This window comes from Ruegeria sp. AM7 (assembly GCF_056535965.1).
Map to the genome: position 1 here is coordinate 718,740 of NZ_JBQFJE010000003.1, position 25,036 is coordinate 743,775.

The 25,036-nt window shown below is 58.6% G+C and carries 25 protein-coding genes; 8 read left to right on the forward strand and 17 right to left on the reverse strand.

The genetic code is table 11. The features are described from left to right. Positions 1 to 25 precede the first annotated feature (25 nt). Positions 26 to 427 carry a MerR family transcriptional regulator gene (locus tag ACR3EG_RS07285; RefSeq protein WP_170354704.1) on the reverse strand — a complete coding sequence of 134 codons (402 nt, stop codon included), beginning with the start codon at positions 425 to 427 and terminating at the stop codon, positions 26 to 28. Between the two features lie 295 nt (positions 428 to 722). Further along, complete coding sequence (locus tag ACR3EG_RS07290) at positions 723 to 1,091, reverse strand: MerR family transcriptional regulator (RefSeq protein ID WP_480494532.1); 369 nt, start codon at positions 1,089 to 1,091, stop codon at positions 723 to 725. A gap of 113 nt (positions 1,092 to 1,204) precedes the next feature. Here ACR3EG_RS07290 and ACR3EG_RS07295 point away from each other — a divergent pair, with 113 nt between their 5' ends. Genes ACR3EG_RS07295 through ACR3EG_RS07305 form a run of 3 tightly spaced genes read left to right on the forward strand, consistent with a single transcriptional unit; the run spans position 1,205 to position 3,465 of the window. After that, the gene (locus ACR3EG_RS07295; RefSeq protein WP_170354702.1) at positions 1,205 to 1,624 is read left to right on the forward strand and encodes a PaaI family thioesterase; all 420 of its coding nucleotides are present in this window, start codon (positions 1,205 to 1,207) and stop codon (positions 1,622 to 1,624) included. After that, entirely contained in the window at positions 1,624 to 2,142 is a 519-nt protein-coding gene (locus ACR3EG_RS07300) for a PaaI family thioesterase (protein WP_480494534.1), read from the forward strand. The genes ACR3EG_RS07295 and ACR3EG_RS07300 overlap by 1 nt, the downstream gene beginning before the upstream one ends. A gap of 6 nt (positions 2,143 to 2,148) precedes the next feature. After that, the gene (locus tag ACR3EG_RS07305; RefSeq protein WP_480494535.1) at positions 2,149 to 3,465 is read left to right on the forward strand and encodes an MATE family efflux transporter; all 1,317 of its coding nucleotides are present in this window, start codon (positions 2,149 to 2,151) and stop codon (positions 3,463 to 3,465) included. On the opposite strand, the gene arsC is transcribed toward ACR3EG_RS07305, so the two are convergent. From arsC to ACR3EG_RS07325, 4 genes are read right to left on the reverse strand one after another with little or no spacing between them, the layout of a single operon-like run. Then, entirely contained in the window at positions 3,462 to 3,803 is a 342-nt protein-coding gene (gene arsC / locus ACR3EG_RS07310; protein ID WP_480494537.1) for an arsenate reductase (glutaredoxin), read from the reverse strand. The genes ACR3EG_RS07305 and arsC overlap by 4 nt on opposite strands. Further along, on the reverse strand, positions 3,800 to 4,858 hold the full coding sequence (locus tag ACR3EG_RS07315) for a quinone-dependent dihydroorotate dehydrogenase (protein WP_480494539.1): 1,059 nt from the start codon (positions 4,856 to 4,858) through the stop codon (positions 3,800 to 3,802). Before ACR3EG_RS07315 ends, arsC begins: the two co-directional genes overlap by 4 nt. Continuing rightward, positions 4,855 to 5,286: a DUF1330 domain-containing protein gene (locus ACR3EG_RS07320; RefSeq protein ID WP_480494541.1), complete on the reverse strand. Its 432-nt coding sequence runs from the start codon at positions 5,284 to 5,286 to the stop codon at positions 4,855 to 4,857. Before ACR3EG_RS07320 ends, ACR3EG_RS07315 begins: the two co-directional genes overlap by 4 nt. Beyond that, positions 5,283 to 5,621: a DUF952 domain-containing protein gene (locus tag ACR3EG_RS07325; protein ID WP_480494543.1), complete on the reverse strand. Its 339-nt coding sequence runs from the start codon at positions 5,619 to 5,621 to the stop codon at positions 5,283 to 5,285. The genes ACR3EG_RS07320 and ACR3EG_RS07325 overlap by 4 nt, the downstream gene beginning before the upstream one ends. 108 nt (positions 5,622 to 5,729) lie before the next feature. Here ACR3EG_RS07325 and ACR3EG_RS07330 point away from each other — a divergent pair, with 108 nt between their 5' ends. Then, entirely contained in the window at positions 5,730 to 7,313 is a 1,584-nt protein-coding gene (locus ACR3EG_RS07330; RefSeq protein WP_480494545.1) for a bifunctional metallophosphatase/5'-nucleotidase, read from the forward strand. A 50-nt stretch (positions 7,314 to 7,363) separates the two neighbouring features. Here ACR3EG_RS07330 and ACR3EG_RS07335 read toward each other — a convergent pair whose 3' ends face one another. Continuing rightward, the gene (locus ACR3EG_RS07335; RefSeq protein ID WP_480494547.1) at positions 7,364 to 9,016 is read right to left on the reverse strand and encodes a tetratricopeptide repeat-containing sulfotransferase family protein; all 1,653 of its coding nucleotides are present in this window, start codon (positions 9,014 to 9,016) and stop codon (positions 7,364 to 7,366) included. A gap of 55 nt (positions 9,017 to 9,071) precedes the next feature. Between ACR3EG_RS07335 and ACR3EG_RS07340 the strand changes: the two genes are divergently transcribed. Then, the gene (locus ACR3EG_RS07340) at positions 9,072 to 9,737 is read left to right on the forward strand and encodes an SOS response-associated peptidase (RefSeq protein ID WP_480494549.1); all 666 of its coding nucleotides are present in this window, start codon (positions 9,072 to 9,074) and stop codon (positions 9,735 to 9,737) included. Positions 9,738 to 9,781: 44 nt separating this feature from the next. Continuing rightward, positions 9,782 to 10,834, forward strand: coding sequence for a tRNA 2-selenouridine(34) synthase MnmH (mnmH, locus tag ACR3EG_RS07345; RefSeq protein ID WP_480494551.1), 1,053 nt, complete (start codon positions 9,782 to 9,784; stop codon positions 10,832 to 10,834). On the opposite strand, the gene selD is transcribed toward mnmH, so the two are convergent. From selD to ACR3EG_RS07380, 7 genes are read right to left on the reverse strand one after another with little or no spacing between them, the layout of a single operon-like run. Then, positions 10,829 to 12,985, reverse strand: a complete 2,157-nt coding sequence (selD, locus tag ACR3EG_RS07350; RefSeq protein WP_480494553.1) for a selenide, water dikinase SelD — start codon at positions 12,983 to 12,985, stop codon at positions 10,829 to 10,831. The genes mnmH and selD overlap by 6 nt on opposite strands. A gap of 5 nt (positions 12,986 to 12,990) precedes the next feature. Beyond that, complete coding sequence (locus ACR3EG_RS07355) at positions 12,991 to 13,377, reverse strand: Na+/H+ antiporter subunit G (RefSeq protein ID WP_170354691.1); 387 nt, start codon at positions 13,375 to 13,377, stop codon at positions 12,991 to 12,993. A 7-nt stretch (positions 13,378 to 13,384) separates the two neighbouring features. After that, the gene (locus ACR3EG_RS07360) at positions 13,385 to 13,654 is read right to left on the reverse strand and encodes a K+/H+ antiporter subunit F (RefSeq protein WP_209194184.1); all 270 of its coding nucleotides are present in this window, start codon (positions 13,652 to 13,654) and stop codon (positions 13,385 to 13,387) included. Further along, on the reverse strand, positions 13,651 to 14,151 hold the full coding sequence (locus tag ACR3EG_RS07365) for a Na+/H+ antiporter subunit E (protein WP_480494555.1): 501 nt from the start codon (positions 14,149 to 14,151) through the stop codon (positions 13,651 to 13,653). Before ACR3EG_RS07365 ends, ACR3EG_RS07360 begins: the two co-directional genes overlap by 4 nt. Continuing rightward, positions 14,148 to 15,683, reverse strand: a complete 1,536-nt coding sequence (locus ACR3EG_RS07370; protein WP_480494557.1) for a monovalent cation/H+ antiporter subunit D — start codon at positions 15,681 to 15,683, stop codon at positions 14,148 to 14,150. Before ACR3EG_RS07370 ends, ACR3EG_RS07365 begins: the two co-directional genes overlap by 4 nt. Continuing rightward, positions 15,680 to 16,039: a Na+/H+ antiporter subunit C gene (locus tag ACR3EG_RS07375; protein WP_170354688.1), complete on the reverse strand. Its 360-nt coding sequence runs from the start codon at positions 16,037 to 16,039 to the stop codon at positions 15,680 to 15,682. Before ACR3EG_RS07375 ends, ACR3EG_RS07370 begins: the two co-directional genes overlap by 4 nt. Further along, complete coding sequence (locus tag ACR3EG_RS07380; protein WP_480494559.1) at positions 16,039 to 18,909, reverse strand: monovalent cation/H+ antiporter subunit A; 2,871 nt, start codon at positions 18,907 to 18,909, stop codon at positions 16,039 to 16,041. Before ACR3EG_RS07380 ends, ACR3EG_RS07375 begins: the two co-directional genes overlap by 1 nt. A gap of 221 nt (positions 18,910 to 19,130) precedes the next feature. Between ACR3EG_RS07380 and ACR3EG_RS07385 the strand changes: the two genes are divergently transcribed. Then, positions 19,131 to 19,604, forward strand: a complete 474-nt coding sequence (locus ACR3EG_RS07385; RefSeq protein WP_209194188.1) for a rhodanese-like domain-containing protein — start codon at positions 19,131 to 19,133, stop codon at positions 19,602 to 19,604. Continuing rightward, the gene (locus ACR3EG_RS07390) at positions 19,601 to 20,425 is read left to right on the forward strand and encodes a CE1 family esterase (protein WP_480494562.1); all 825 of its coding nucleotides are present in this window, start codon (positions 19,601 to 19,603) and stop codon (positions 20,423 to 20,425) included. Before ACR3EG_RS07385 ends, ACR3EG_RS07390 begins: the two co-directional genes overlap by 4 nt. On the opposite strand, the gene mdoH is transcribed toward ACR3EG_RS07390, so the two are convergent. The 3 genes from mdoH to ACR3EG_RS07405 are packed head-to-tail and all read right to left on the reverse strand — an operon-like array spanning position 20,426 to position 25,004. Further along, positions 20,426 to 22,294: a glucans biosynthesis glucosyltransferase MdoH gene (mdoH, locus tag ACR3EG_RS07395; protein ID WP_480494564.1), complete on the reverse strand. Its 1,869-nt coding sequence runs from the start codon at positions 22,292 to 22,294 to the stop codon at positions 20,426 to 20,428. Further along, positions 22,291 to 23,790 (reverse strand): OpgD/OpgG family glucan biosynthesis protein, encoded by a 1,500-nt coding sequence (locus ACR3EG_RS07400; RefSeq protein ID WP_480494566.1) that lies wholly within the window; start codon positions 23,788 to 23,790, stop codon positions 22,291 to 22,293. The genes mdoH and ACR3EG_RS07400 overlap by 4 nt, the downstream gene beginning before the upstream one ends. Then, positions 23,787 to 25,004 (reverse strand): OpgC family protein, encoded by a 1,218-nt coding sequence (locus tag ACR3EG_RS07405; RefSeq protein ID WP_480494568.1) that lies wholly within the window; start codon positions 25,002 to 25,004, stop codon positions 23,787 to 23,789. The genes ACR3EG_RS07400 and ACR3EG_RS07405 overlap by 4 nt, the downstream gene beginning before the upstream one ends. Positions 25,005 to 25,036: the final 32 nt, after the last annotated feature.

A 25,036-nucleotide genomic window follows, 5' to 3' on the forward strand; every position in this document is an offset into this window, starting at 1 on the left:
GTCCGGTGATTGGGACCGCCGGGAGTTACTCGGCGGCTTTTTTGTCGTTTTTCATCGAGGCGATCACTTTCTCGCCCCAACGCAACTGTTCCTTCAGATCGTCTATCGCCTGGGTCAGTTCTTCCCGGCGTGCTTCCATGTCGGCTAAGCGTTCACGGGCGATCTCAAATGTGCGGGTCATCTGGGTCATCTGCTGATCACCCACATGATACAGGTCCAGCAACTGCCGGATTTCCTCAAGGCTGAATCCAAAACGCTTACCGCGCAAGATCAGTTTCAGACGGGCGCGGTCACGTTTGGTGAACAGACGTTTCTGTCCTTCACGGATCGGGAACAGCAGTTCCTTGGCCTCGTAAAACCGCAAAGTGCGCGGCGTGACATCATAAGTCTCGCACATTTCACGAATGGTCATCAGATCTTCGGTCATGGCTTCAGCACTCTTGTTCACTGGCGTTGATGTGGTTCAGTTGCGCAGTTTGTGCGCCACTTACAACACGGAGATGGCGTTCGCGTAATCCAAACGCTACGTCACAAATAAGTTGACGTAACTTCCGTTTGCGTCAAGTGGATTTGAGGTCGGACGGCCGTAACGTCACGTCACGAATAGTGTCGGAAACAACCAGATTGGGGCGTGGAGGCGCAACAAAATAACCCTGCCAGTCAACAGCGCGACAGCAGGGTCGAAAGGAATAGCACTATATCGAAGGGCTGGGTGGCCGCGATCAGTTCAGAGAATTCGCAGTCTGATCGCGCATCTGTTGAAGGGCGTCGATCGCATCGTCAAGCTGTTGTTTCTGTGAATTCAGCTCGATCAGTTGAAGGTCAGCCATCTCGACAAACGTCTTCATCTGCGCCTGATTCCCCTGATCTTCGTAGATCAGCAACCACTGCCGGATGTCTTCCAGAGGGAACCCGTATTTGCGCCCCCGCATGATCAACGTCATACGCGCACATTCACGCGGACCGTAAAACCGCGAGCGGCCTTCACGATCGGGCTGCAAAAGCTCGATATATTCATAGTAACGCAGGGTGCGCGGGGTCACATCGAACTCGGCACACATCTCTTTGAATGACAAACGGTCGTCGGACATTCCTGATCTCCTCTGCGGCAGCCTATGACCTGTCGGCTTCAAGCGCAACAGGCGGGCTTGCTCTTTTGCGGGTCACACGCTCATAAAGGGATAAATCAAGAGGACACAAGCAGATGGTCGACAAAGCCGCTATTGCGCGCCAGTTCATCGAAGCGATTCCGCATGCGCGCGCGTTGGGTATGAAGCTGAACAAAATCGGGAATGGCGAGGCTGAAATTACGATGCCGTATAATGCCGAACTGGTCGGCGATCCGCGCACTGGTGTCATTCACGGAGGTGCGGTTTTTGCGGTGCTAGACACGTGCTGCGGAGCCGCCGTCATGAGCCATCCTGCCGCCCCCGGCGGTACGGCTACGATTGACCTGAGAATAGACTATATGAGGGCTGCGACGCCGGGTCAGAGCATCACGACCCACGCCACATGCTACCACTTGACCCGCAATGTCGCCTTTGTGCGCGCGACCGCGATGGACGAGGATCAGGAGTTGCCTGTTGCCACTGCCTCGGGGTCTTTCACGGTGGAGGGTTTGTGATGGCGCGGCAACGTCCCGAACCCATGCAGGTGGTCAAGCACAGGCGGGATGCGGCGCTGAACGCTATTGTCGATGGTGTCCCCTACATCCGGTTCCTCAATATTGCCTTCGACCGGCGCGGGGACGAGCTGACCGGAGTGCTGAATTTTGACGAAAAGTTGATCGGAAATCCCCTACTTCCAGCCCTGCACGGCGGGGTCACCGCCGCTTTTCTCGAAGTGACGGCCGTTATCACGCTGAGTTGGGAGTACTTCCTGCCCAGTATCGAAAGCGGTGAATTGGACGCCGATGCAATCGTCAAGGACGAGTCGATCCGGTTTCCAAAAACGGTCGATTTCACGGTCGACTATTTGCGATCGGGTTTGCCACGCGACGCCTATGCCCGCGCTTTTGTCAGCCGATCGGGGCGGCGTTATGCATCGGTTCGGGTCGAAGCGTGGCAGGACAACCACGCGCGTCCCTATGCGCAGGCATCGGGGCATTTCCTGATGCCGCAACCTAAGGCCAAGGACAGCTAGAACACCATGCAAGACGCTTCGGCACCTATAACGCATGGACGGGTGCTGAAGATTGCCCTTCCTATCGTGTTGTCAAACGCAACCGTTCCGATTTTGGGCGCGGTCGATACCGGCGTTGTGGGCCAGATGGGGCAGGCGGCCCCCATCGGAGCCGTCGGCATGGGTGCAGTCTTCTTGTCTGCGATCTATTGGATCTTCGGGTTTTTGCGCATGGGCACCACCGGTCTTGCAGCGCAGGCGCGCGGGGCGGGCGACACGGCCGAGACCGGTGCGCTGTTGATGCGCGGCCTGCTTCTGGGCGGTGCGGCGGGTCTTGTCTTTATCGTTACGCAAGTGTGGGTGTTCTGGGGGGCCTTCGCGCTGTCCCCGGCCAGTCCCGAGGTCGAGTCCCTGACCCGCGCATACCTTGAAATTCGTATCTGGGGTGCGCCCGCGACGATTGCGCTTTATGCCGTGACCGGCTGGTTGATTGCTATCGAGCGCACCCGCGGCGTGTTCCTTCTTCAGATCTGGATGAACGGGTTGAACATCCTGTTGGACCTTTGGTTCGTTCTGGGGCTGGGCTGGGGTGTCGAAGGTGTCGCCATCGCCACTTTGATCGCCGAGTGGACTGGTCTGGCGTTGGGTCTGTGGCTATGCCGCAGCGCGTTCGGTGGCAATCAGTGGCGCGACTGGCCCCGGATATTCAACGCTGTGCGTTTGCGTCGGATGGTTCAGGTGAATACCGATATCATGATCCGGTCGGTCCTGTTGACGGGCTCATTCACCACTTTCCTGTTCGTGGGCTCCGATCTGGGCGACGTCAATCTGGCGGCCAATCAGGTCCTTCTGCAGTTTCTTGAGATCACCGCCTTTGCGCTGGACGGCTTTGCCTTTTCAGCCGAGGCACTGGTGGGCGGCGCAGTGGGGGCGCGGAACCGGTATCAGGTGCGGCGGGCTTCGGTCATGGCGTCGCAGTGGGGTGTGGGCGGGGCCTTTGCCTTGGGCGCAGTATTTTATTTTGCAGGGCCTGCGCTGATCGACCTGATGTCTACCTCGCCCGAGGTCCGTCTGGCCGCGCGAGAATACCTGATCTGGGCGGCGCTGGCCCCGGTGATCGGGGTGGCAAGTTGGATGTTCGACGGCATCTATATCGGGGCAACCTGGACGCGGGATATGCGCAACGCGATGATCCAGTCGGTTGCGATCTACGTGGTTGCCCTGTTCTTACTGGTGCCGTCTCTGGGCAACCACGGCCTTTGGGCCGCGTTGATGGTTCTGAACATCACGCGGGGATTGACCTTGGGCTGGCGCTATCCCCGGCTTGAGGCGCAGATCGCTTAAAGCAGGTCCAGCAGGTTCTCGGGCGGGCGTCCGATGGCGGCCTTGTCGCCATTGATCGCCAGAGGACGCTCGATCAGAATCGGGTGTTCTGCCATCGCCGCGATCAGTGCGTGCTCGGACGTGGTTTTGGTCAGCCCGAGTTCCTTGAACTGTTTCTCACCCGTCCGCATCATGTCGATGGCGGGTACGTTCAAAAGGGTCAGTGTTGCACGCAACTCATCCGCCGAGGGCGCGTTTTCAAGGTATTTCCGCACCTCGACCTGAGCGCCGTTTTCCTCAAGCAACGCCAGCCCTGCGCGGGATTTGGAACAGCGGGGGTTGTGCCAATATTCGATCATAGCCAGTCCTCACGTTTGCTGCCCACGGCCTGTGCGACCGTGTCGAACCCGTCGCGCGCCAGAAGTTTGTCCAACCCTTGCGCGATCTCAGCGGCCAGTGAAATGCCGCCATAAACCATCGCCGTGTAGAACTGCACGGCAGAGGCTCCGGCGCAAATCTTGGCATAGGCCTGTTCCGCCGTGCTGATCCCGCCAACACCGATCAGGGGGATCTGGCCGTCGGTCAACTGGCTCAATCTCGCCAATACGCGGGTGGATTTGTCGAACAGAGGTGCTCCGGACAGACCTCCGGCTTGATCCTTGTGAACACTGCGCAGACCGTCGCGGGACAGGGTGGTATTGGTGGCGATCACCGCATCCACACCGGTTTCCTGCGCGACCTCGGCGATGTCCTGCAATTCGTCTTCGGTCAGATCGGGGGCGATCTTCAGGAAGACAGGCAGGGCACGGGGCAGGGCGTTGCGGGTTTCGATCACTCCCGCCAGCAACGCGCTTAGCGCGGCCTTGCCCTGCAGGTCGCGCAGTTTCTCGGTATTGGGGGACGAAACATTGACAGTCGCAAAATCCAGATGTGCCGCGCAATGGGCCAGCACTTTGGCAAAATCGCCGGGGCGGTCGTCGCTGTCCTTGTTTGCACCCAGGTTCAGGCCGATCACCGCGTCTTTGGGACGATCCGCCAGACGTTGGGCCATGACCGCCATGCCTTCGTTGTTGAAGCCAAAGCGGTTGATGGCGGCCTTGTCTTCGCTCAGGCGAAACAGGCGCGGTTTGGGGTTGCCGGGCTGCGGGCGCGGGGTCACGGCGCCGACCTCGATAAACCCGAAACCCACGCGGGACAGAGGTGTCAGAACCTCGCCGTTCTTGTCGAACCCAGCGGCCAGCCCGACCGGGTTGGGAAGGTCAAGCCCAGCCACCTGTGTGCGCAACCGGGACGAGGTCACAGGACCTGGCGCGGGGGCCAGCCCCGCTTTCAACGCCTTGATCGACATCCCATGCGCGGCTTCCGGATCCATCCGGTGCAGGGCGGCAAGGCCCAGTTTCTCGGTCAGTTTCATCCGAAGCTCTCTCTGCCTTGGGTCGGAGCGCAACGGATCAGGCGCGACGTTTCAACTGCCGCCTGACGATGCACGACCGCTTTTTGGTAATCCGGGTCTGTGACCATTTCCATGAACGCATGGGCGGTGGGATAGCGGGCGATAAAGACTGCGTCCCAAACTTCGTTTTGCGGGCCGATCAGAGTTGTTTGAAACGCGCCGCTCCAGAGAATTTGCGCGCCGATACGAGCGATGATCGGGGCCGTCTCGGCCCCGTAGTTGCGATAGGCCTGCGCGCCGGTCAGACCGGCATCGGCCAGATCATGGTCATCCGGGTACGCGGCCTTGGCGCGGAATTTCACCAGATTGAGCATTTCGATCGGATGATTACGGTCCAGATTCTTGAACGCCTCGAACTGAGCGCGCTCGGGGTCGATGTAGCGGGTCATTCCATCTCCTCGGGGAACTGGTGGGCCTGCCCGTCATAGGGCAAAGGTTTAGCCCAAAGCACATCTGTCATCCTGATCTGTCGGTAGAGATGCGGGAACAGCGCGCCCCCGCGCGAGACCTCCCACTTCAAGTCGTCCCCCATCGCCTCGGCGTCACAAGCCAGCAATGTCAAACCGTCGACCCCAGCGAAGTGCTTGGCGGCCGTCTCGGCCGCCTGTTCCGCTGTCGAGAAATGGACATATCCGTCGGAAACATCAATCGGAGCGCCATCTGTCGCCCCGTTGGATTGCAACGCGGCCCATTCGTCGGACCGGAAAATCTTATAAATCAGCATAGGGCCGTGATGCCCCGCGCAGCAGGTAGAATCAAGCCGGATTTCCCCCTTTGACTCTTCCCGCAACACGGCGCACCATCACGGCAAATAACAATAGGGAGTTTGAATATGTTCACCCGTTTGCTGACATCGGCCGCCGTTCTGGGCCTGACCGCAGGCATGGCTGCGGCCGAGTACAAGCTGACCATTCTTCACACCAATGATATCCACAGTCGTATCGAATCGATCAACAAATACGATTCAACCTGTGACGCCGAGGACGAAGCCGAGGGTAAGTGCTTTGGCGGTATGGCGCGGTTGAAGACGGCAATTGACGGGCGTCGCGATGCGTTGGACGGACAAAACGTTCTGGTGCTGGATGCAGGCGATCCGTTTCAAGGCTCGCTTTTCTATACTACCTATAAAGGTGCAGCCGAGGCAGAGTTCATGGAGGCCATCGGCTACGACGCGATGGCGGTCGGCAACCACGAATTCGACGATGGCCCCGAAGGTCTGGCGGCTTTCGTTGACGCGGTGAGCTTTCCTGTAATCTCCGGCAACCTTGATCTGTCATCTTCGGCAGAGTTGAAAGACCGCGTACAAGGGCATCTGGTTCTGGATGTCGGCGGGCAAAAGGTTGGTATAGTATCCGCTTTGGCAACCGATACCGTAGATACATCCAGCCCCGGCAAGGACGTTCTGTTCCAAGATGAAATCGACAGCCTGAAAGCAGATGTAGAGGCGTTGCAGGCCGAAGGTGTCGACATAGTCATTGCGCTGAATCACGTCGGTCTGGCCAAGGACATCGAAATTGCCGAGAAGGTCCCGGGTCTTGATTTGGTCATCGGCGGGCACTCGCATACGTTGCTGTCGAATACGCAGGAAGGGGCCGCCGGATCTTATCCTCTGATGGTAGGTGATGTGCCCGTGGTTCAGGCTTACGCTTATTCCAAGTATCTGGGTGAGGTTACTCTGACCTTTGACGATGATGGAAACCTGGTTTCGGCAGAAGGCGAACCGATCCTGTTGGATGCGTCTGTGACGCCCGATCCCGACGTCGCTGCACGAGTCTCCGAGATGGGCGCACCGATTGAAGAGATGAAGAAACGGGTCGTCGCCAACTCAGCTGCGTCGATCGAAGGCAATCGCGATGTATGCCGGGTTCAGGAGTGTGAAATGGGCAACCTCGTTGCAGATGCAATGCTGGCGCGCGTCGCGGATCAGGGTGCCCAGATTGCGATTGCAAACTCAGGCGGCCTGCGCGCGTCAATCGACGAGGGTGAAGTGACCATGGGCGAAGTCCTGACTGTTCTTCCGTTCCAGAACACTCTTTCGACTTTCGAGATCAGTGGTCAGGGTGTCATCGATGCGCTGGAAAACGGTGTGAGCCAGGTCGAAGAGGTCAAAGGTCGTTTCCCTCAGGTGGCCGGTATGACCTTTACGTGGGACCCATCGGTTGCGCCTAACGAGGGACGTATCACCGAAGTTATGGTGGCCAAGGATGGCGGCTATATTCCGATTGATCCGGAAGCGACTTACCTTGTGGTGACCAACAACTATGTTCGCAACGGCGGCGACGGATACAAAATGTTCGAGGGTGACGACAAGAACGCCTATGATTTTGGCCCGGATCTGGCGGATGTAACTGCTGAATATCTTGCGGAAAACGCGCCTTACACGCCGTACCTGGACGGGCGCATCAAGCAGAAGTAACCCGTTATTCTATTGGCAAAGGCCGCGCCATGCTGCGCGGCCTTTTTTGGTCAGTCAAAATCGTATTCTGGCCAAAGCTCGGGATCGAGGCATTGCAACATCGGCTGAAGGTGGTCGGATACGCTGCGCCAGCCGCCGATCGACTTAGTTGAAATCTTCTTACGCACCTGATCGATGCTAGCCGTCCTGACCTGCTTGGTGTTTTCCTCCGGATGCATCATCGTCTCGGTCCACTCGAGGTCACAGAACGCAGCAACCTGTTGGCTGTAAGTCTTTGGGTCTTCAACCAGTTTTTCGTATTGGACTGTCAGTATTCGGTCGCCAAACACCGTGTTCCAATGCGTCATGTAGCGTCGATACATATTCGCGGTATGCGCGATCGCCTTTTGGTTCGAGGCATACCGCATTCCACCCGCTGGAAAGCGCCTGATCCATTTTGACAAACCGACGTCCCGCGGATCCCGAAGCATGTTAATGATCTTTGCGTTCGGAAATGCTGCCAGCAAGAATCCAATTCGCTGGAAATTGTGTGGCATCTTGTCGACAAACGCGACCGATCCTTCTGGGATTGGGGGCATTAGGGCGCGAAAGTCCCGTGCGAACTCGCTTGCATTCTGCGAGCTGAAAGCATGAGACGCCTGCTCAAAATCACGCGAGAGATCGGCGGCCACCGTCAGCTCGCCACATCCTGCAACCCCGGGGGCAGAACTGAGCATCATCTCCATCAAGGTCGTACCCGAACGAGGCTGTCCCAGAACGAAGATTGGTACAGGGCTTTCGCTTATATCAGAGGACGGAAGATCGGTGTTTTCACGGAACTGCTCGGTGATCACTTCGAACTTTTGCTCTTCTGCCGCGAAATCGTACGGGATTGTTTCGTGTTGAATTGCGTTCGCGCGCTCGAATTGAGGCAGCGCAGCGTTAAGCCCCTGAGTTTTGGACAGCAAATGTGCCTTCGCAAATTCAAGCTCGGACAGCTTGTGTTCGCTATTTGCAATGGCTGTCTCAACCTTCTCGATTAAGTCGGGCGCACTGTCCTTGTTAGCCATTGTCGACAACTGAAGAAGTGAAAAAACGTGCTCGGGGTTTTGTGCTGTAATCTTACGCAGGATTTCACCGGCGGTTTCCTTGTCGCCGCTCTGGTGCAAATTGATTGCTTTTTGGAACGCGATGCTCTCGTTGTCCGGAGCAAGCTCGAAAGCTCGGGCAATGTCGCGCGTATTTTCTTCAACAAAGCCAATGCGCCCATAAGCTCTGGCGCGAGACGACAACAGGCTGGCATTGTCCGGGTCGCTCTCTAACTTCTTGGTTGCGTTGTCGATGATGGCACGCCAGTTGCTGCCTTTAAGCTCAATTTCGTCAATAACCCGGCTCAGCTCCTTGTTATTGGGAAATTTCTGCAGTTTTTGCTCGGCATACTCCAATGCTTTTGGAATTTGCCCGGTCTGCATCAAAGCGTTTGCAAGGTTTTCCGCAAACTGGGGATCGTTTGGCTTTCGTTTGGATGCCTCAACGAAATGCGGAATGGATTTTCGATACTGTTTCAGCTCGGTCAGGACAAACCCGGAAATGGCGTGAAAATCTGTGTCAGCTGGAAATTTCTTCAGACCCAACTGCGCCTTTTTCAGTGCCTGTTGAAGCTTGCCAGCCTCTAAAGCGGCCACAGCCTTGCCTTTTATGGTTTTCGCTGTTTGATTTTGCATGAGACCCCGTGAGAACCTTTGCCCGAACGAAACGAATATTGATGGTTCATCTCCTATGTGCGGACGGTTTGCAATAACTCTTCCAAACGACGCTATGGCGCAGCTGTTTTCAGCGCGGCCCGCGAATACGTTGCCCGCAGTGCCCAACTTTAACGTTTGCCCGACAAATCAAGTGCATGTGGTCCGCTCTGATCAGGCCGGGCGCACCCTTGATCCCTTGCGCTGGGGTTTTATCCCGCACTGGTACAAATCTGAAACGGCCGGGCCGTTGCTAATCAATGCCCGGTCAGAAACCCTGGCTGAAAAACCTGCCTTTCGCGCAGCCTGCCGCGAGAGGCGGTGTCTGATTGTGGCGACAGGGTTTTACGAATGGACGAAAACTCCGAACGGTGACCGCCTGCCATGGTATATCCATCGTCAGGATCAAGCGCCGATTGCTTTTGCGGGGGTCTGGCAGAATTGGGGCTCTGACGAGAACCGACAAGGGACATGCGCCATCGTGACCACGCCCGCCAACACGCGTCTTGGGGCCATTCATCACCGTATGCCATTGATCCTTGAACAACAGGACTGGCCACTGTGGCTGGGTGAGACCGGGAAAGGGGCCGCGCGACTTATGACGCCGGGTGCCGAAGATGTCCTGACATACCACCGCGTTGACCCGGTCGTGAATTCGAACCGGGCCAGCGGGTCTTCACTGATCGAGCCTCTGGTCGAATGACGGCTGTCCTTTTCAAGCCCGCTTGCGCAAGATAGATCGTTGGCATGGCTTTGACATTTAACAGTTTGCCCGATCTCTACGCGCACGACTTCGACACTGTGATCGACGTGCGCAGCCCCGCTGAATTCGCCGAGGATCACCTGCCGGGCGCCATCAGTCTTCCGGTTCTGGATAATGAAGAGCGCGCACGCGTCGGTACAATTTACGTGCAGCAAAGCCCATTTCTGGCGCGTAAACTGGGGGCGGCCCTGGTCTTTCGAAATGCCGCAAATCATATCGAAAACAGCCTGTCGCATCACGAAGGCGGTTGGAAGCCGCTGGTCTATTGCTGGCGCGGCGGTCAACGATCCGGGTCGTTTACTTGGATGTTGCAACAGATCGGTTGGCGGGCTGAGGTGGTTGAGGGCGGCTATCGGACATATCGCAGGCTGGTGAAGCGGTACCTCTATGATGAACCGTTGCCCCACCGCCTATATGCGCTGGATGGATATACCGGAACTGCCAAGACGGAGCTGCTTACGCTTCTTAAGGCCCAGGGCGTTCAAGTGCTGGACCTTGAAGGCTTGGCCAATCATCGTGGATCTTTGCTGGGCGAGATGCCCGGAGGACAACCCAGTCAAAAGGCCTTCGAATCCGTGCTGGCCGGTGCTCTGTGCAATCTGGATCCAAGCCGCCCGGTCGTTGTTGAGGCGGAATCGTCCAAAATCGGAACTCTGATCCTGCCGCCTTCGGTCTGGTCTGCATTGCGCAACGCATCGCGCATACTTGTGCGGGCAACGATCGCGGCCCGGTCGGATTATCTTGTGTCCGCCTATGAGGATGTCCTGGCAGATACCGAACGGCTCAAGGATCGCCTGTCGCCATTGCGGTTCCACCGGGGCCATGACGTGGTCGATGGTTGGATCAAACTGATCGAAGCCGGAGACAAGCGTGCTTTGACCAGCGCTTTGATGCAGCAGCACTATGACCCGGCCTATACCAAGTCCAGCCGTACTCGGGTGTCGAATGTGATCGCAAGTATCGATGCTGCGTCATTGGACGCTGTTGGTCTGAGCGATGCAGCGGATCAGATCAAAGCGGTTTTGGACCAGCTATGAAAGCCGCACGCCGGCCGTTTCCGTAATCTGTCCGATCACCACAGCTGGATACCCTGCTGCGCGCAGGCGCTCGCAAATTCCATGGGCATGGTCGGCGGGGACGGCGGCCAATAAGCCTCCGGCGGTTTGCGGATCAAAAAGCAGGTCGGCCTTGCCGCCTTCGGGTAAATCAGGGGTCGCGACGCGATTATCTGCAAACAGGGTCGAGCGCACGCCTGTCCGGGACAGTTCCAGCGCGCCTTTCATCAAGGGAATTGCGTCCAAATCCAGTATCGCGCCACACTCCGAGGCCTCGCACATACCCAGCAGATGCCCGGCCAGCCCAAACCCCGTCACATCGGTCATTGCATGGGCGTCGGCCAGCAGTCGGGCGGCTTCACCCTGCGGATGAACCATTTGGTCAAAGGCTTGCGCCACCCATTCACCTTTGGCCAACCCCGCCATTTCCGCGGCCATGATGACACCGCTGCCCAGTGGCTTGGTCAGGATCAAGGCGTCTTGCGCGCGGGCGCCGGACAGAGTGATCGGATCGCGCTCGCACAGCCCTGTCAACGTGAAGCCGATGGTCATTTCATCCCCCATCGAGCTGTGTCCGCCAACGATTTCGGCTCCGGCCTGTCGCATCACATCATCGGCGGTCGCCATGATCTCGGCCATCGTGCGGTGCTGCAGGTCAGCAGACATACGAGGCAGAATAAGCGTTGCCGTCGCAGCCTGCGGCGCGGCCCCCATCGCCCAGATATCCCCCAACGCGTGAACCGCAGCGATACGGGTCATCATTACCGGATCATCGGTCACAGCCCGCAGGTGATCCGAGGTCATCACCTGGCGCGTGCCACCGGTTGTCAGAATTGCGGCGTCGTCGCCGGGCAGCGATAAGACGTCTGGCCTTTCTGACCGGGGCAGCGCCGACAGGGCAGACCGCAATGCGCCACGACCCATCTTGGCTCCGCAGCCACCGCACATGGGTTTGTCACCAGCGGCTTCGGCAAGTCCAGCCGCGTGCTGTGCCGGTAGAGCAGTCTTTGCCATTTCAGGCAGGTTGCGGAATTTGTTCATGAAAGTTTGGTCGATGTGGTTTTTCCAACGCCACATCAACGGGCCGCTGAACGATGTTCCCAACCTCTCCCCCAGAGCGGATTTTCCGCCCAACGAGATTAGTTTCAAATAGTCTTTTTGGGGTGCATAGCGGCGCATTGTTCCGGCCCCAAGCGCGGCTCGGAGGTTGTTGAACAGGATTGGTGCCTCGCGGACTGCATAGACACCTGCCTTGGGGCGGGGGTTTTCGGACAAATGGGCGCAATCCCCGGCCGCAAAAATAGCGGGATCGCTGGATTGCAACTGGCCGTTTACGGAAATGAACCCGTCTTGCAGATCAAGCTCTGTGTCGGCGATCCAGCTGTAAGGGCGTGCGCCTGCTGCGCCGGTCACGAAACCTGCGGGAACAGTGCGCCCGTCTTTCAGTGCGACATGATCGTTTGCGATCCTGTCGATTTCGGCGTCTTCGATCACGTCGACGCCAAGCTCAGCCATGGTATGGCGGATAGTGGCGGCTGCCTTTTCCCCAGTCGCGGTCAGAGCTTTCGCATTGTCGATCAGGGTGACCTGCGCCGTTCGACCTTTGGCCTTTAGGGCGTGGGCCATTGCCATGATCAGTTCGACCCCTGCGACGCCGCCTCCGATCACGGTAACAGCGGCAGGGCCGGTGCCGTCCAGATAGGCCGCCCATTGTGCAGCAAAGGGGCCAAGCGGTTTCGCGGGGATGGCGTGTTCGGCAAAACCGGGCAGTGCCGGCATGTCAGAGGTGATCCCTACATTCACCGACGCCACATCGAACGCGACCGGAGGACGTCCGGGGACATGGACGGTACGGTTTTTGCTGTCGATGCCCTGAACGGCCCCCAATATAACTCGCGCGCCTGCGAAACGGGCCAGTTTAACAAGATCGATATCCAGTTCCCAACGCTCATAGTGACCGGCGACAAACCCCGGCAGCATGCCGGAATATGGCGCAGTCGGGCCGGGGTTGATCACAGTGATCCGCGCGCCGGGCAGGGGGTTCATCCCCCACATACGCAGCAGCAGCGCATGCGTGTGGCCTCCGCCAATGAGAACCAGATCACGGGTCAGGGGCAGCGGAGGCATGTGCATGGTTATCAGGTCTTGCTGTGGTCCGGGACGTCTTCGACCTGTTCGACCGCGTGGGTGGCCCAAAGCTCATCCTCGCCAGCATCCGGCAGATCGTCAGGCTTTTCATGGCGGTGAATATGCCATTTGGCAATGAACAGGGCCGTGATCGGGGCGGTCAGGAACAAAAACAGAGTGATCAGCAGTTCATGAAGGGACAGCTTGCCTTCCAGAAGTACCGAGTGGCAGATTGAGGCCAGCAAAACGCCGCCTACCCCCAAAGTGGTCGCCTTGGTCGGTGCGTGCAGGCGCGACATCGGGTCTTTTAACTTGATCATCCCAAACGAGCCGACAAATCCAAAGATGCCCGAGATAACCAGAAAGAAGGCGATCAACAGTTCGAAAATGAATGTCATTCCGCCCTCATTCAATAATGTTGCCGCGCAGCATAAAGCGTGCGTAGGCCACGGTTGAGACAAAGCCGAGCATGGCGATGATCATGGCGGCCTCGAAAAAGATCTCGGTGCCGAGATACAGGCCGTACAGCACAATCAAAGCGATCGTATTGATCACCATCGTATCCAAGGCCAGAACCCGGGTACCCACGCCATCAGCAGTGATGATCCGCCAAAGACACATCATGATTGCGGCCCCGAAACAGACAAAGGCAAATTGTATCGCCGCGTCGATCATTCGAAAATCTCCTTCAGCCGCCGCTCGTAACGTTGTTTGATCTGGTCGCGAACCGCTTCCGGGTCTGGCGCATCCAGGCAGTGAACCAGAAGACAGTGACCCTGAGCGGACAGGTCGCTGCTGACGGTTCCGGGCGTCATCGTGATGGTGCTGGCCAGCACAGTGATCGCTTCGGGTGTGCGCAACTCCAGCGGGACACTGATCCAGCTCGGTTTCCGGTCCGCGTCACGTTTAAACAGGATGATCATGGCCACTGTGACGTTGGCAACAACGATATCCCACAGCACAATCAGCATATATTCCGCGATCATTGGCCAGTTGCGCAGTTTCGGGCGGTCGGGCCAATAAGGTTGCGTGATGAAGGGGATAATAATTCCCAGCAGCAGGCCAAACACGACCGAGTTCAACGAACCCGTGTTGGCAAGCAATACCCAGACGACCGTCAGCAGAAATGTCAGGTGCGGGTGGGGGAAAATCCGGCGCAGAAGTCTGATCATTCTTCTCCTCCCAATACGGCTGAGATGTAGGCGTCAGGCGTGTAAAGCTGCTCGGCCGTTTTCGTGGCATAGGTCAGGGCAGGGCCGGCAAAAAGAGTTAGCAGAACCAAACCCAGAACCAGCCCGAAAACCGAGGTCAGAGCAAGAGCAGGATTGGGTTCGGGGGCTGGCTGCTCGGCCACGTCACCTTGGCCGCCATCGTCGATATGCTGCGCGTCGTGGCTTTTCCAGAAGATCAGTGTGCCGGCACGGGCCAGTCCGACAATTGTCACGAAGGACCCGATCAGCACGACGGCCCAGATGGCGTTTGCGTCCGGTGCGTCCCGTGCTGCGTCCAGTACCAGCAGCTTGCCGATAAACCCGGACAAGGGCGGCATGCCCGCCAACGCAATCGCACCGACGAAGAACAGGGCCGAGACCAGCCCGCTTTGCGGCATTGGCGCAGTCGGGGCGATCGCTCCGCCGCGACGTTCGACGACCAGATCGGCCACAAGGAACATCAGGGCGGTCGCCAGTGTCGAGTGATAGACGTAATAGAGAGCCGCGCCAGTGGCCGCTTCGGTGAACAACGAGATAGCGACCAACAGCGTCCCCATCGAGGCAATGGCGCAGAAGGCCACCATCCGGGCGATGTGCTGCGCGCCAAGGATACCAATCGCTCCGACGGCCAGCGTCACCAGTGCGGCGGGTTGCAACCATGTCCCGACCAGGCCCTGCGTGGCTTCGACCTCGGGGCCAAAGCCAAGCGTATACATCCGCAGGATCGAATAGGCCCCGACTTTGGTCATGATCGCAAACAAGGCCGCGACCGGCAGTGGCGCGTTGGCATAGCTGGCGGGCAGCCAGAAATGCAGGGGCAGAACAGCGGCTTTGATACAGAAGACCAGCAACAGCAGCACCGCGCCCACACGCAACAGAGCAGTATCCTCGGCAGGCAATTCCGCAACGCGCACCGCCATATCCGCCATGTTCAGCGTGCCTGTCACCGCATAAAGCGTGCCCAGCGCGAACAGGAACAGGGTCGAACCCAGCAGGTTATAGGCGACGTATTGCACACCTGCCTTTAGGCGAACCGCGCCGCCGCCATGGGTCATCAGGCCATAGGACGCGATCAGAAGGACCTCGAAGAACACGAACAGGTTGAAAGCATCACCCGTCAGGAAGGCACCACACACGCCCATGAGCTGAAAGTGAAACAACGCGTGAAAATGCTTACCCCTGTCGTCCCAACCTGAGGCGATGGCATATAGCACGATGGGCAGGGCCAGCAGCGCGGTCAGCAGGACCATCATGGCTGACAGCCTATCCAGCACAAGAACGATACCGAAGGGTGCGGGCCAGTTGCCCAGTTCATAAACCTGGATATCACCGCCTGCAGCTTGCGCCGTGATGGTCAGAGCGATCCCCAGCAGGCCCACCACTCCAGCGACCGAGAAGATGCGCTGCAGGTCAAGGTGGTAGCGCAGGACCATGATGATGAATGGGGCCAGGATCGCGGGCAGGACGATCGGCGCTACGATCCAGTGGTTCATGCGTCATCTCCTGCCGGGTCGGTATTGTCTTGCGCGGTCATGTCGATGTGGTCATTTCGCGCCGACAGATAGGCCGATAACGAGATCATGACGATCACCGCTGTCATGCCAAAAGAAATGACGATTGCCGTCAACACCAGCGCTTGCGGCAGTGGATCGGTGTAAGGGACATCCTCGTATTTGTTCAGCACCGCAGGCGCGTCCAGCGCCAACCGACCAGTGGCAAACAGAAACACGTTCACTGCGTAGGTGATCAGCGACAGGCCCAGAATAACCGGGAATGTACGACGGCGCAGGATCAGGAAAATCCCGGCAGTGGTCATGACGCCTACGGCAGAGGCAACCAGCGCTTCCATCAGACCTGCTCCTTCTCTTGTTCTTCTTCTGTCGGATCGTCACGCAGCGGGTTGATATCCATGGGGAATTCCTGCGCCATGCCCGGCTGCCATGCGAATCGCGACAGGCTGTCCAGCGCCAGCATCACGGCACCCAGAACGGCCAGGAAAACGCCGGTATCGAAAAGGATTGCTGTAGCCCATTCGAACTCTTCGAGCGGGGGCCAGTGAATATACCCGAAGTCACTGGTCAGGAACGGCCGTTCATTGAACCAGGCGCCGATGCCCGTTGCCGCAGCGATCAGAACACCCCAACCGATTGTGCCGTGGTAGTAGAACCGCTGGCGCTCGATCGCCCAAGTATAGCCGCTGGCCATGTACTGCATCAGGAAGGCGATTGCCACGATCAGGCCGGCGATGAACCCTCCGCCAGGCTGGTTGTGGCCGCGGAAAAAGATGTAGGCACCCACCATCAGAGCAATAGGCATCATCATACGCGTCACCACTACCATCATCAAAGGATGTGAATCCCCGGATTGAGGCCAGTGCGGCTTGCGGTTCAGCAGATAGGCCCGAACGTTGGTCGCCAAAACGGATTCCGTCAGCGCAAAGATGATCAAAGCGGCAATGCCCAGCACGATGATCTCTCCGAACGTATCAAACCCTCGGAAGTCCACGAGGATCACGTTGACCACGTTGGTTCCCCCGCCACCTTTGTAGGAATTGGCCAGATGGAACTCTGAGATCGTGGGAAAGGCAAAGTCCCTCAGCATCAGTGCATAGACCAGAGCACCTGTACCGATTCCGGCCCCGACCGAGATTGCTGCATCCCGCCACCGCCGCGCCGCGCTGCTGTCCCATGGTGTGTCCGTGGGCAGGAAGTTCAGCGACAACAAAAGCAGGATCATTGTCACCACTTCGACCGAGATCTGAGTCAGCGCAAGGTCAGGTGCCGATAGATAGTTGAACGCCATCGAAACAATCAGGCCAACGACGCCGATCAGAACCAGCGACAACAGGCGGTTGCGGTGGAACCACATGATAGCCAGTGTTGCGGCGACCAGACAGATCCAGCCGACGACCGGAATGATCTCAAGCTTAAGCGGTTCGCGGGTGACCGGACCGATCGTGCCCGTGGCATAGGCATAATATCCCAATCCCACGGTGAACACGATCAGGATCATGGCATAGCGACTGATCACACCATTATGCAGCGAATCCGTGATCCGGCGGCTAAGCGCAGTCATCGCTGCGATCACAGCTTCAAAGATCACCTTAGCCTCGGGGCGGGGCAGGGCGTTCCAAAGGCTTTCCGCCCGGCGATGCTGCGACAGCAGGAACAAGCCGCCCAGCGTTGCGACGACTGACATGTAAAGTGCAGGCGTGAATCCGTGCCACAGCTTGAGCGAATAGTAGGGCAGTTTTTCGCCGCCAATCACCGCGCTGGAAACCACGGCGACCAGAGGGCCAACAATCGCTGCGGAATACAGGCCGATCAGAACGACCAAAACAATCAAAAACACAGGGGCCAGCCAAAGACCCACAGGTGGATCATGCGGATGCGCAGGATAGTCGTCGCGTTTTGGACCAAGGAACACATGGCTGACAAAGCGGAAGGAATAGGCGGCTGAAAACAGTGCCGCCAGAAGGGCCAGCCCAGGCACCAGGTAGTGCGAATGCAGCCAGGTGGTGTGGACGGTTTCTTCCAGCATCATTTCTTTCGACAGGAAACCGTTCAACGGTGGCAGACCGGCCATAGACAGGGCCGCTATGGTGCCAATCGTGAAAGTGATTGGCATCAGGTGACGCAACCCGCCCAGCCGCTTTACGTCGCGCGTGCCCGTTTCATGATCGACGATCCCGGCGGTCATGAACAGCGCGGCTTTGAACGTTGCGTGGTTGATGATGTGGAATACGGCAGCCACGGCAGCAAATTTGGTGCCAAAGCCCAGTAGCATGGTGATCAGACCCAGATGCGACACGGTCGAAAAGGCCAGCAATGCCTTTAGGTCATCCTTGAACAGCGCAATCACCGCGCCCATCAGCATCGTCACCAGCCCGGTGGTGGCCACGATATAGAACCACGCATCGGTCCCGGCCAGAACCGGCCACATCCGCGCCATCAGGAACAGCCCCGCCTTAACCATCGTGGCCGAGTGCAGATAGGCCGAAACAGGCGTCGGCGCGGCCATCGCGTGGGGCAGCCAGAAATGGAACGGGAACTGCGCCGATTTGGTGAAACACCCCAGAAGGATCAGAATCAACGCCGGCAGGTAATAGGGTGAGGCTTGGATCAGTTCTTTGTTCTGAAGGATCACGCTCAGGTCATACGACCCGACGATATTGCCCAAAATCAGCATCCCGGCGATCATCGCCAGACCGCCCGAACCGGTGACAGCCAATGCCATTCGTGCACCCTGACGGCCTTCGGGCAGATGTTTCCAATAACCGATCAAAAGGAATGAGCTTAAAGATGTAAGCTCCCAGAAGATAAGCAAAAGAAGAATGTTGTCGGAGAGGACGATTCCGACCATCGCGCCCTGAAACAGCAGCAGATAGGTGTAGAACTGACCCATTGGGTCCTCACGCGACAGATAGAACCGCGCATAGAGAATGATCAGCAGACCAATGCCAAGAATCAGCAGAGCAAACAGGAAACCAAGTCCATCCAGCATGAAATTCGCGTTCAGGCCCAGAAGGGGTATCCAGTCGAACCGAGCGGTTACGACATCCCCGCGCATAACAGACGGAATGTGGATCAGCAGACCAGCAAGGGCCAGAAACGTGGTCAAACCCGCGGCCGAGGCTGCTGCATTTCGTCCTGCCCTGATCAGCAGGGCTGGAAACACAGCGCCGAGAAAGGGAAGGGCCGCGATGAGGAATAGGGACAAGTGCGATACTCCGGTCTTGGCGGTCAATGTATTACTGTTTTTGTAAGGGAAATTTTTCGACTGTCCAGCTATTGCAAGTTTTTCACTTCGTTCTAGAGGCGCAATCAAATGCATTTTTTGAAAAAATCTCTGACAAGAACTTGATCCCTACTCGCAAATTCTGCGCGGAATTGACTGTCTCTGTGTGATAGAACGTCGAAGACCGTTCAGGAGGGTCGGACGTGACAGACAAAACAGTCAAAAACCGCAGGTGGGTATTGGTTGGCGGTGGGGCGCTTGTCGCCACCGGTTTCGCAATCCGGGAATACCGCTTGATCCCGCCCAGCTATGCTGGCGGACATCTCAGTGTCGAAGCCGCGCACCAGCAAGCCCTGTCTGGCGACATTTTACTGCTGGATATCCGAACGCCTCGGGAATGGCAGGCGACGGGCGTGGGCGAAGGGGCCTATCCGCTGGATATGCGTCGCGACGATTTCGTCGCAGCGCTGGATGAATTGACCGATGGGAACAAGAATGCGCCGGTTGCGCTGATTTGCGCGCGCGGAGTGCGGTCTGCGCGGCTCAGCAACAAGCTCAGCGAGGCGGGGTTCACCAATATTATCGACGTGCCGGAAGGTATGTTGGGCTCCGCAGCGGGGCCGGGTTGGGTGCGTGCGGGGCTGCCCGTCGGCGCATATGACGAGGCAGGCCAATGATCCGCGCTGTCGCGATTGCGGTGGCCGCTGTATTTGCGGGGCAGGCCAGTTATGCCGCTTGCGCGGATCAGGATGAGGCGTGTCAGACCGACTCGGGAGCGTATCACATCGAACTGCCCAAAGCAGACAACGCACCTCTGGTCGTGTTTCTGCACGGGTACGGGGGCAGCGGTACTGGCACCATGAAGAACCGCAGCATGGTCAAGCCCCTGCTTGCACGGGGATATGCTGTGATGGCGCCCGAAGGGTTGGAACGACCAAGCCGCCCCGGAATCAAAAGCTGGAATTTCTATCCCGGTTTCGGTGATCGGGACGAGACCGCCTTTCTGACCGAAGTGGTAGATGACGCTGCAGAACGATTTGGTATCGACAGGGACCGGGTAATTTTGGGCGGGTTCTCGGCTGGCGGGTTCATGGTCAATTATCTGGCTTGCGATGCACCCGAGACGTTTTCGGCCTACGTGCCCGTGTCAGGCGGTTTCTGGCGACCGCATCCCGAAACCTGCGAAGGTCCGGTGCGCCTGTTTCATACTCATGGCTGGATTGACAATGTGGTGCCGCTGGAAGGGCGGCTGCTGGGTGGGGGCCGGTTCCATCAGGGCGATATCTTTGCCGGGCTGGAAATCTGGCGCTTGGCCAATGGCTGCGTTGATACCAAACCCAGCGGTTTTTCGACCACGGGCCCCTTTATGCGCCGCTATTGGGGCGGTTGCGCAGATGGCAGCGCGCTGGAATTTGCGTTGTTCCCAGGCGGACATACCGTACCTAAAGGCTGGTCCGATATGATGGTTGATTGGTATGAGGGCTTGCCCGGCGGGTGATCATTCTGCCGGGGTCATCACGCCTTCGCCCTCGATCACGCGCTTCAACTCGTCTCTGTGACGGCGGGCAGACCGGGTGATCGCGGGTTCCTTGACGTCTTCTCTCATCCCGACCATGCGGCGCGCAGATGCAGAAGATACGCCGCTGAGCGCGGACAATGGGATCGCAAAGGCCAGGCTGATCGCGATCGGGGCCAGCCAGATGGACACCAGGCCCGACAGAATGCCCACGCTCAACGCAATGCCACTTACCGTTTCCAGTGCGTGACACAGGACCAACGTGCGCAAGCCATAGCTGCCGCCATCGCGCGTTTGCGGAGACCACCCCTTTTGAACACCGAAGGCGGTGCGGAAGACGGCAATCATCTGCTGTACCATCAGGATGGGTGCATAGAGAATTGACAGCACCACTTCGGCAAGAAACGAGGTGACGAATTTCAAGCCACCGCCGAACTCGGCATAGCGCACACCGCTTAACGGCAGGGCAAGAACGCCCAGTACCTTGGGCGCCAGCAGCATGGCGTACATGACTAGGATGATCAGCACATGGCGGGTTTCCGACATCTCGGGCCATTGCGGGAACAGAGGGTTGTCTGGGCTGAAATAATACAGGACCGACGCGTCCTCACCCTGACCGATCAGCGCCCACATAACCAGCAGGGCAAACCACAGGGGCGACATCAAATATCCGACTGCACCGTGGAACATGTGGAAGCGGGACACCGCGCGGAACCCGGTCGAGCCCAGCAATTTCAGGTGCTGCAAGTTGCCCTGACACCAGCGCCGATCCCTCAGCGCGTGGTCGATCAGCGTAGGGGGCGTCTCCTCATAGGATCCGCGAATACGCGGCAGGAAGCGCACGGCCCACCCGGCGCGGCGCAGGAGTCCGGCCTCGACGAAATCGTGGCTCATGATCAGCTTTTCCTGACCATTGAAAGCGCGCAGCTTGGGCAGACCCGCGCTGGAAGCAAAGGCGCGGGTGCGGATGATGGCGTTGTGGCCCCAGTAATTGCCCTCTTGCCCGCACCAACGGGCCAGACCTTCGGCAAAGGCGATGCCGTAGACGCCGTTGGCAAATTGCTGCATCCGGGCAAAGACCGATTGCGCGCCGATCAGCTGCGGATAGCTCTGGATCAGACCGGCTCCGGGGTCGCGTGCCAAGGCGTCGGTCAGGCGGGTGATGGCACGGCCGGTCATCAGACTGTCGGCGTCCAACACCAGCATCGCATCCCAATCAGCCCCCCAGCGGCTGACCCAATCGGCGATATTGCCCACCTTGCGGTCAGTGTTTTCAGGACGACGGCGGTAATACAGCTCAAGGCCAGGGGCGAGCGTGGTGCGCAGCGCCTCGACACTGGCCTGCTCCTGCGCGGCGATCTCGGGGTCGCGCGTGTCGGACAGGATGAACATGGCATAGTGATGTTGTCCACCGCGCTTGCGCAGATCCTCCAGCATGGTGCGGGCATTGCCCAGCACGTTCCACGGCACCTCGTTGTAGACGGGCGTCAACAGCGCCACGCGCAGGGGCTGAGGGCGGCCTTCGCATTTGGGCTGTTCCTGCCGAGACAGGGACACCATGCCCAGCAGCACGGTGCAGACCGTGAAAGAAATCCAGAAGAAGTTAAACGAGATCAGCGTCAGCAGGATGCCTTCGATCAGGTTGATCCCCTCGGCCCCGAACCAGTCGGACATCACCCAAAGCAGCCCCAGAGTGGCCGCCATCGCAGGGGAAAAGGCCAGCGCACGCCAGAACCCGGCCGAGGCGCGCTTGCCATTCGGCACCTGCGCATCCCGAAACCCTGCGCTGAAATCCTGCGCGGGCATCGCCAGAGGGGCCTCGGGCGGCATGATATGCAGATCGCGGCTCATGTGGTCCAACGGTAGAGCCAAACCTCAGAGGCGGGCTGTTTGTCCTTCAGAAGCTGCGCGCGCAGCTCTACGTGGTTCCGCTCGCCCGGCTGGAACGAGAAGGCCAGCCGCAAGCCGCCGGTATCGGGGTTGCGTTGCAGGACGCCGTCCGAGGTATCGGCATGGGGCGAGTCAACAAAGATGGTCATCGCATCGGGGTCATCGAACAGGTCCGAGGCCTCAAAATCGATCACTGCCAGACGTCCTTCGCCGAAGGTATTGTCGCCCATCGCGGTGCTGATCACGCGCGGCATGGGCGTGCGCTGGGGTTCTTCGCCCCAGATCAGACGGTAGGACATGTCGATCTGGCTGCCGGCGGCATAGGGCTCGGCCGGGCGCCAATAGGCGACGATGTTGTCATAGATCTCCTGATCCGCCGGAATCTCGACCAGCGTCACAGTGCCTTTACCCCAATCGCCCTTGGGTTCGACCCACAGGCCGGGGCGCTTGTGGTAATTCGCCTCAAGATCCGCATAGTCCGAGAACTTGCGTTTCCGCTGCATCAGGCCAAAGCCGCGTGGGTTCGTATCCACGAACGACGAAATCTGCAGGCGGGTGGGATTGGCCAAAGGCCGCCACAGCACCTCACCCGCGCCATTGCGAACCATCAAGCCGTCGCTGTCATGAACGGCGGGGCGGAAGTCGTCAAACCGGCTGTGGTTGGTCTGGTCGAACAGGAACATCGAGGTGCCGGGCGCGATGCCCACATGGGGCAGCTCTTCGCGGGGGAAGAGCGTTGCTTCGACATCCATGATGCAGTCGGCCCCGGCGGTGACGTTGAACCGATAGGCCCCGGTCACGCTGGGGCTGTCCATCAGCGCGTGGACGACCATGTTGCGCTGGCCGGGTTTGGGGCGTTCCAGCCAGAAGCGGATGAATTCGGGGAATTCCTCCCCATCCGGGTCGCCGGTTTTCAGGGCCAGACCCCGCGCGGACAGCCCGTAAACCTCGTGCAGACCAATAGCGCGGAAATAGCTGGCGCCTTGCCAGACGCAGAACTCATCAGTCTTGCCGGGGCGGTGCATTTCGGTGCGCAGGCGCAAACCCGAGAACCCCAGCGTGTCGTCGATGGGCAGGGTCGGCACGTCTTCGGATTTGTCGAACATCGACAGATCGAACGTCACCGGGGTGGTCATCCCGTCCTCGACCGTTGAAACCTTAACAGTGCGGGGGAAGTACAGGCCTGGCGTAAAGAAATCGACGTTGAACGGCGTCTGGGTTTCATACCACAGCGCACGGTCCAGCCTGAACCGGATCGAGCGATACTGTTGATACGTCAGGTCCTGCCATTCCTGCGGCACCATCTCGCGCTCGGCATAGGGTTGGTTGGCCAGTTCACGGGCCAGCGCGATCACGTCATTGCGGTCAAAGGGGACCTCGCCACCGGCAGCAAAGGTGGCCGGAGCGAAAGCAAGCGCCGAAGTTGAGGCCAGAAATGCGCGACGTGTGAAATTCATTTTTTAAACTTCCAGGGGTGTGACTTGAACCAACCGGCCAGATAGGCCACGCCGATGATCATGGCAAAGCCAATCATGTTGGCGATGAAAACGCTGGCAACATCCCGCCCACTCAGGTCCAGCCCAACGCCGATCAGGCGCGCTGCTGCCATGGAAAAGACGAAAACCGCCAGCGACTGCTGCCCGACCTTGGTGATGACGGTCAGCAGGAATTCCCACACTTTCGCGGCGGCACCCTGGCCGGTTGCGATCAGGCGATGGCCATGCTCACCCGCGACGACCCAGCCCAGATAGGCCAGTGAGAGGAAGTGGACATAGCGCAGCAGGCCAAACTCGGTCTTGCCCCGCAGGTCCGAGGTCAAGGGCCAGCCCTTGCGCAGCACGGCACCCAATTCCGGCGCGGCATTGTTGATCCAGGTAAAGACCTTCCACGATCCAAACGGAGCCGAAAGGATCAGGAACAGCACAGCGGCCCAGATCAGGGTTTTCGATACGGGTGGGGCAGGGATCCACCCGCGCATGAAGGCAAAGCCGGTAAAGAACAGCAACTGCCAGCCGAAGGGGTTGAAGAACCACTGACGGTCTGACCAAGGCTCGGCCGGCAGGGCCAGCGCACCGGTTTGTGCCACCAGCCAAATCGCAATCGACGTGGCGGCCACGGCCCAGAACCCGATGCGATAGAGGCCCATGTAAACTGGCATCAGCGCCAAAACCACCAGATACATTGGCAGGATGTCAAAGTAGTTCGGCACGTATGTCAGCGTGAACAGGCCGACCATCTGTGGCGCAGGATCGTTGAAGAAATGCTGGAGGTTCAGCGAGGAAATGTATGTTTTCTCGAAGAAACCCGTCTGGTCCAGCGCCGCCATCGACATGGCCACAAAGAAAAACAGGCAGATATGCGCCCAGTAAACCTGCCAGATGCGGAACGCCACGCGAGCCGTCCCCATCCACCAACCCTTGCGGGCAAAAGCCCCACCGAACGCAATGGCCGAGGCCATGCCCGAGCAGAACACGAAAATCTCGGTTGCATCTGAATAACCGAACCGCGCCGGAATCCATCTGGCCCAAGGGTCGTTCGGGATATGTGCGATCAAGATGATGAACATCGCGATGCCGCGATAGAAATCCAGCCGCGGGTCGCGCACGCGGGCAGGGGCGGCTGCTTGAGCCGCCACAGGCGCAAAATCAGAAGCGGGCGATGCTGTCGCCATACGTGTTCTGTCCTTCTTTGGTCTTTTTATTT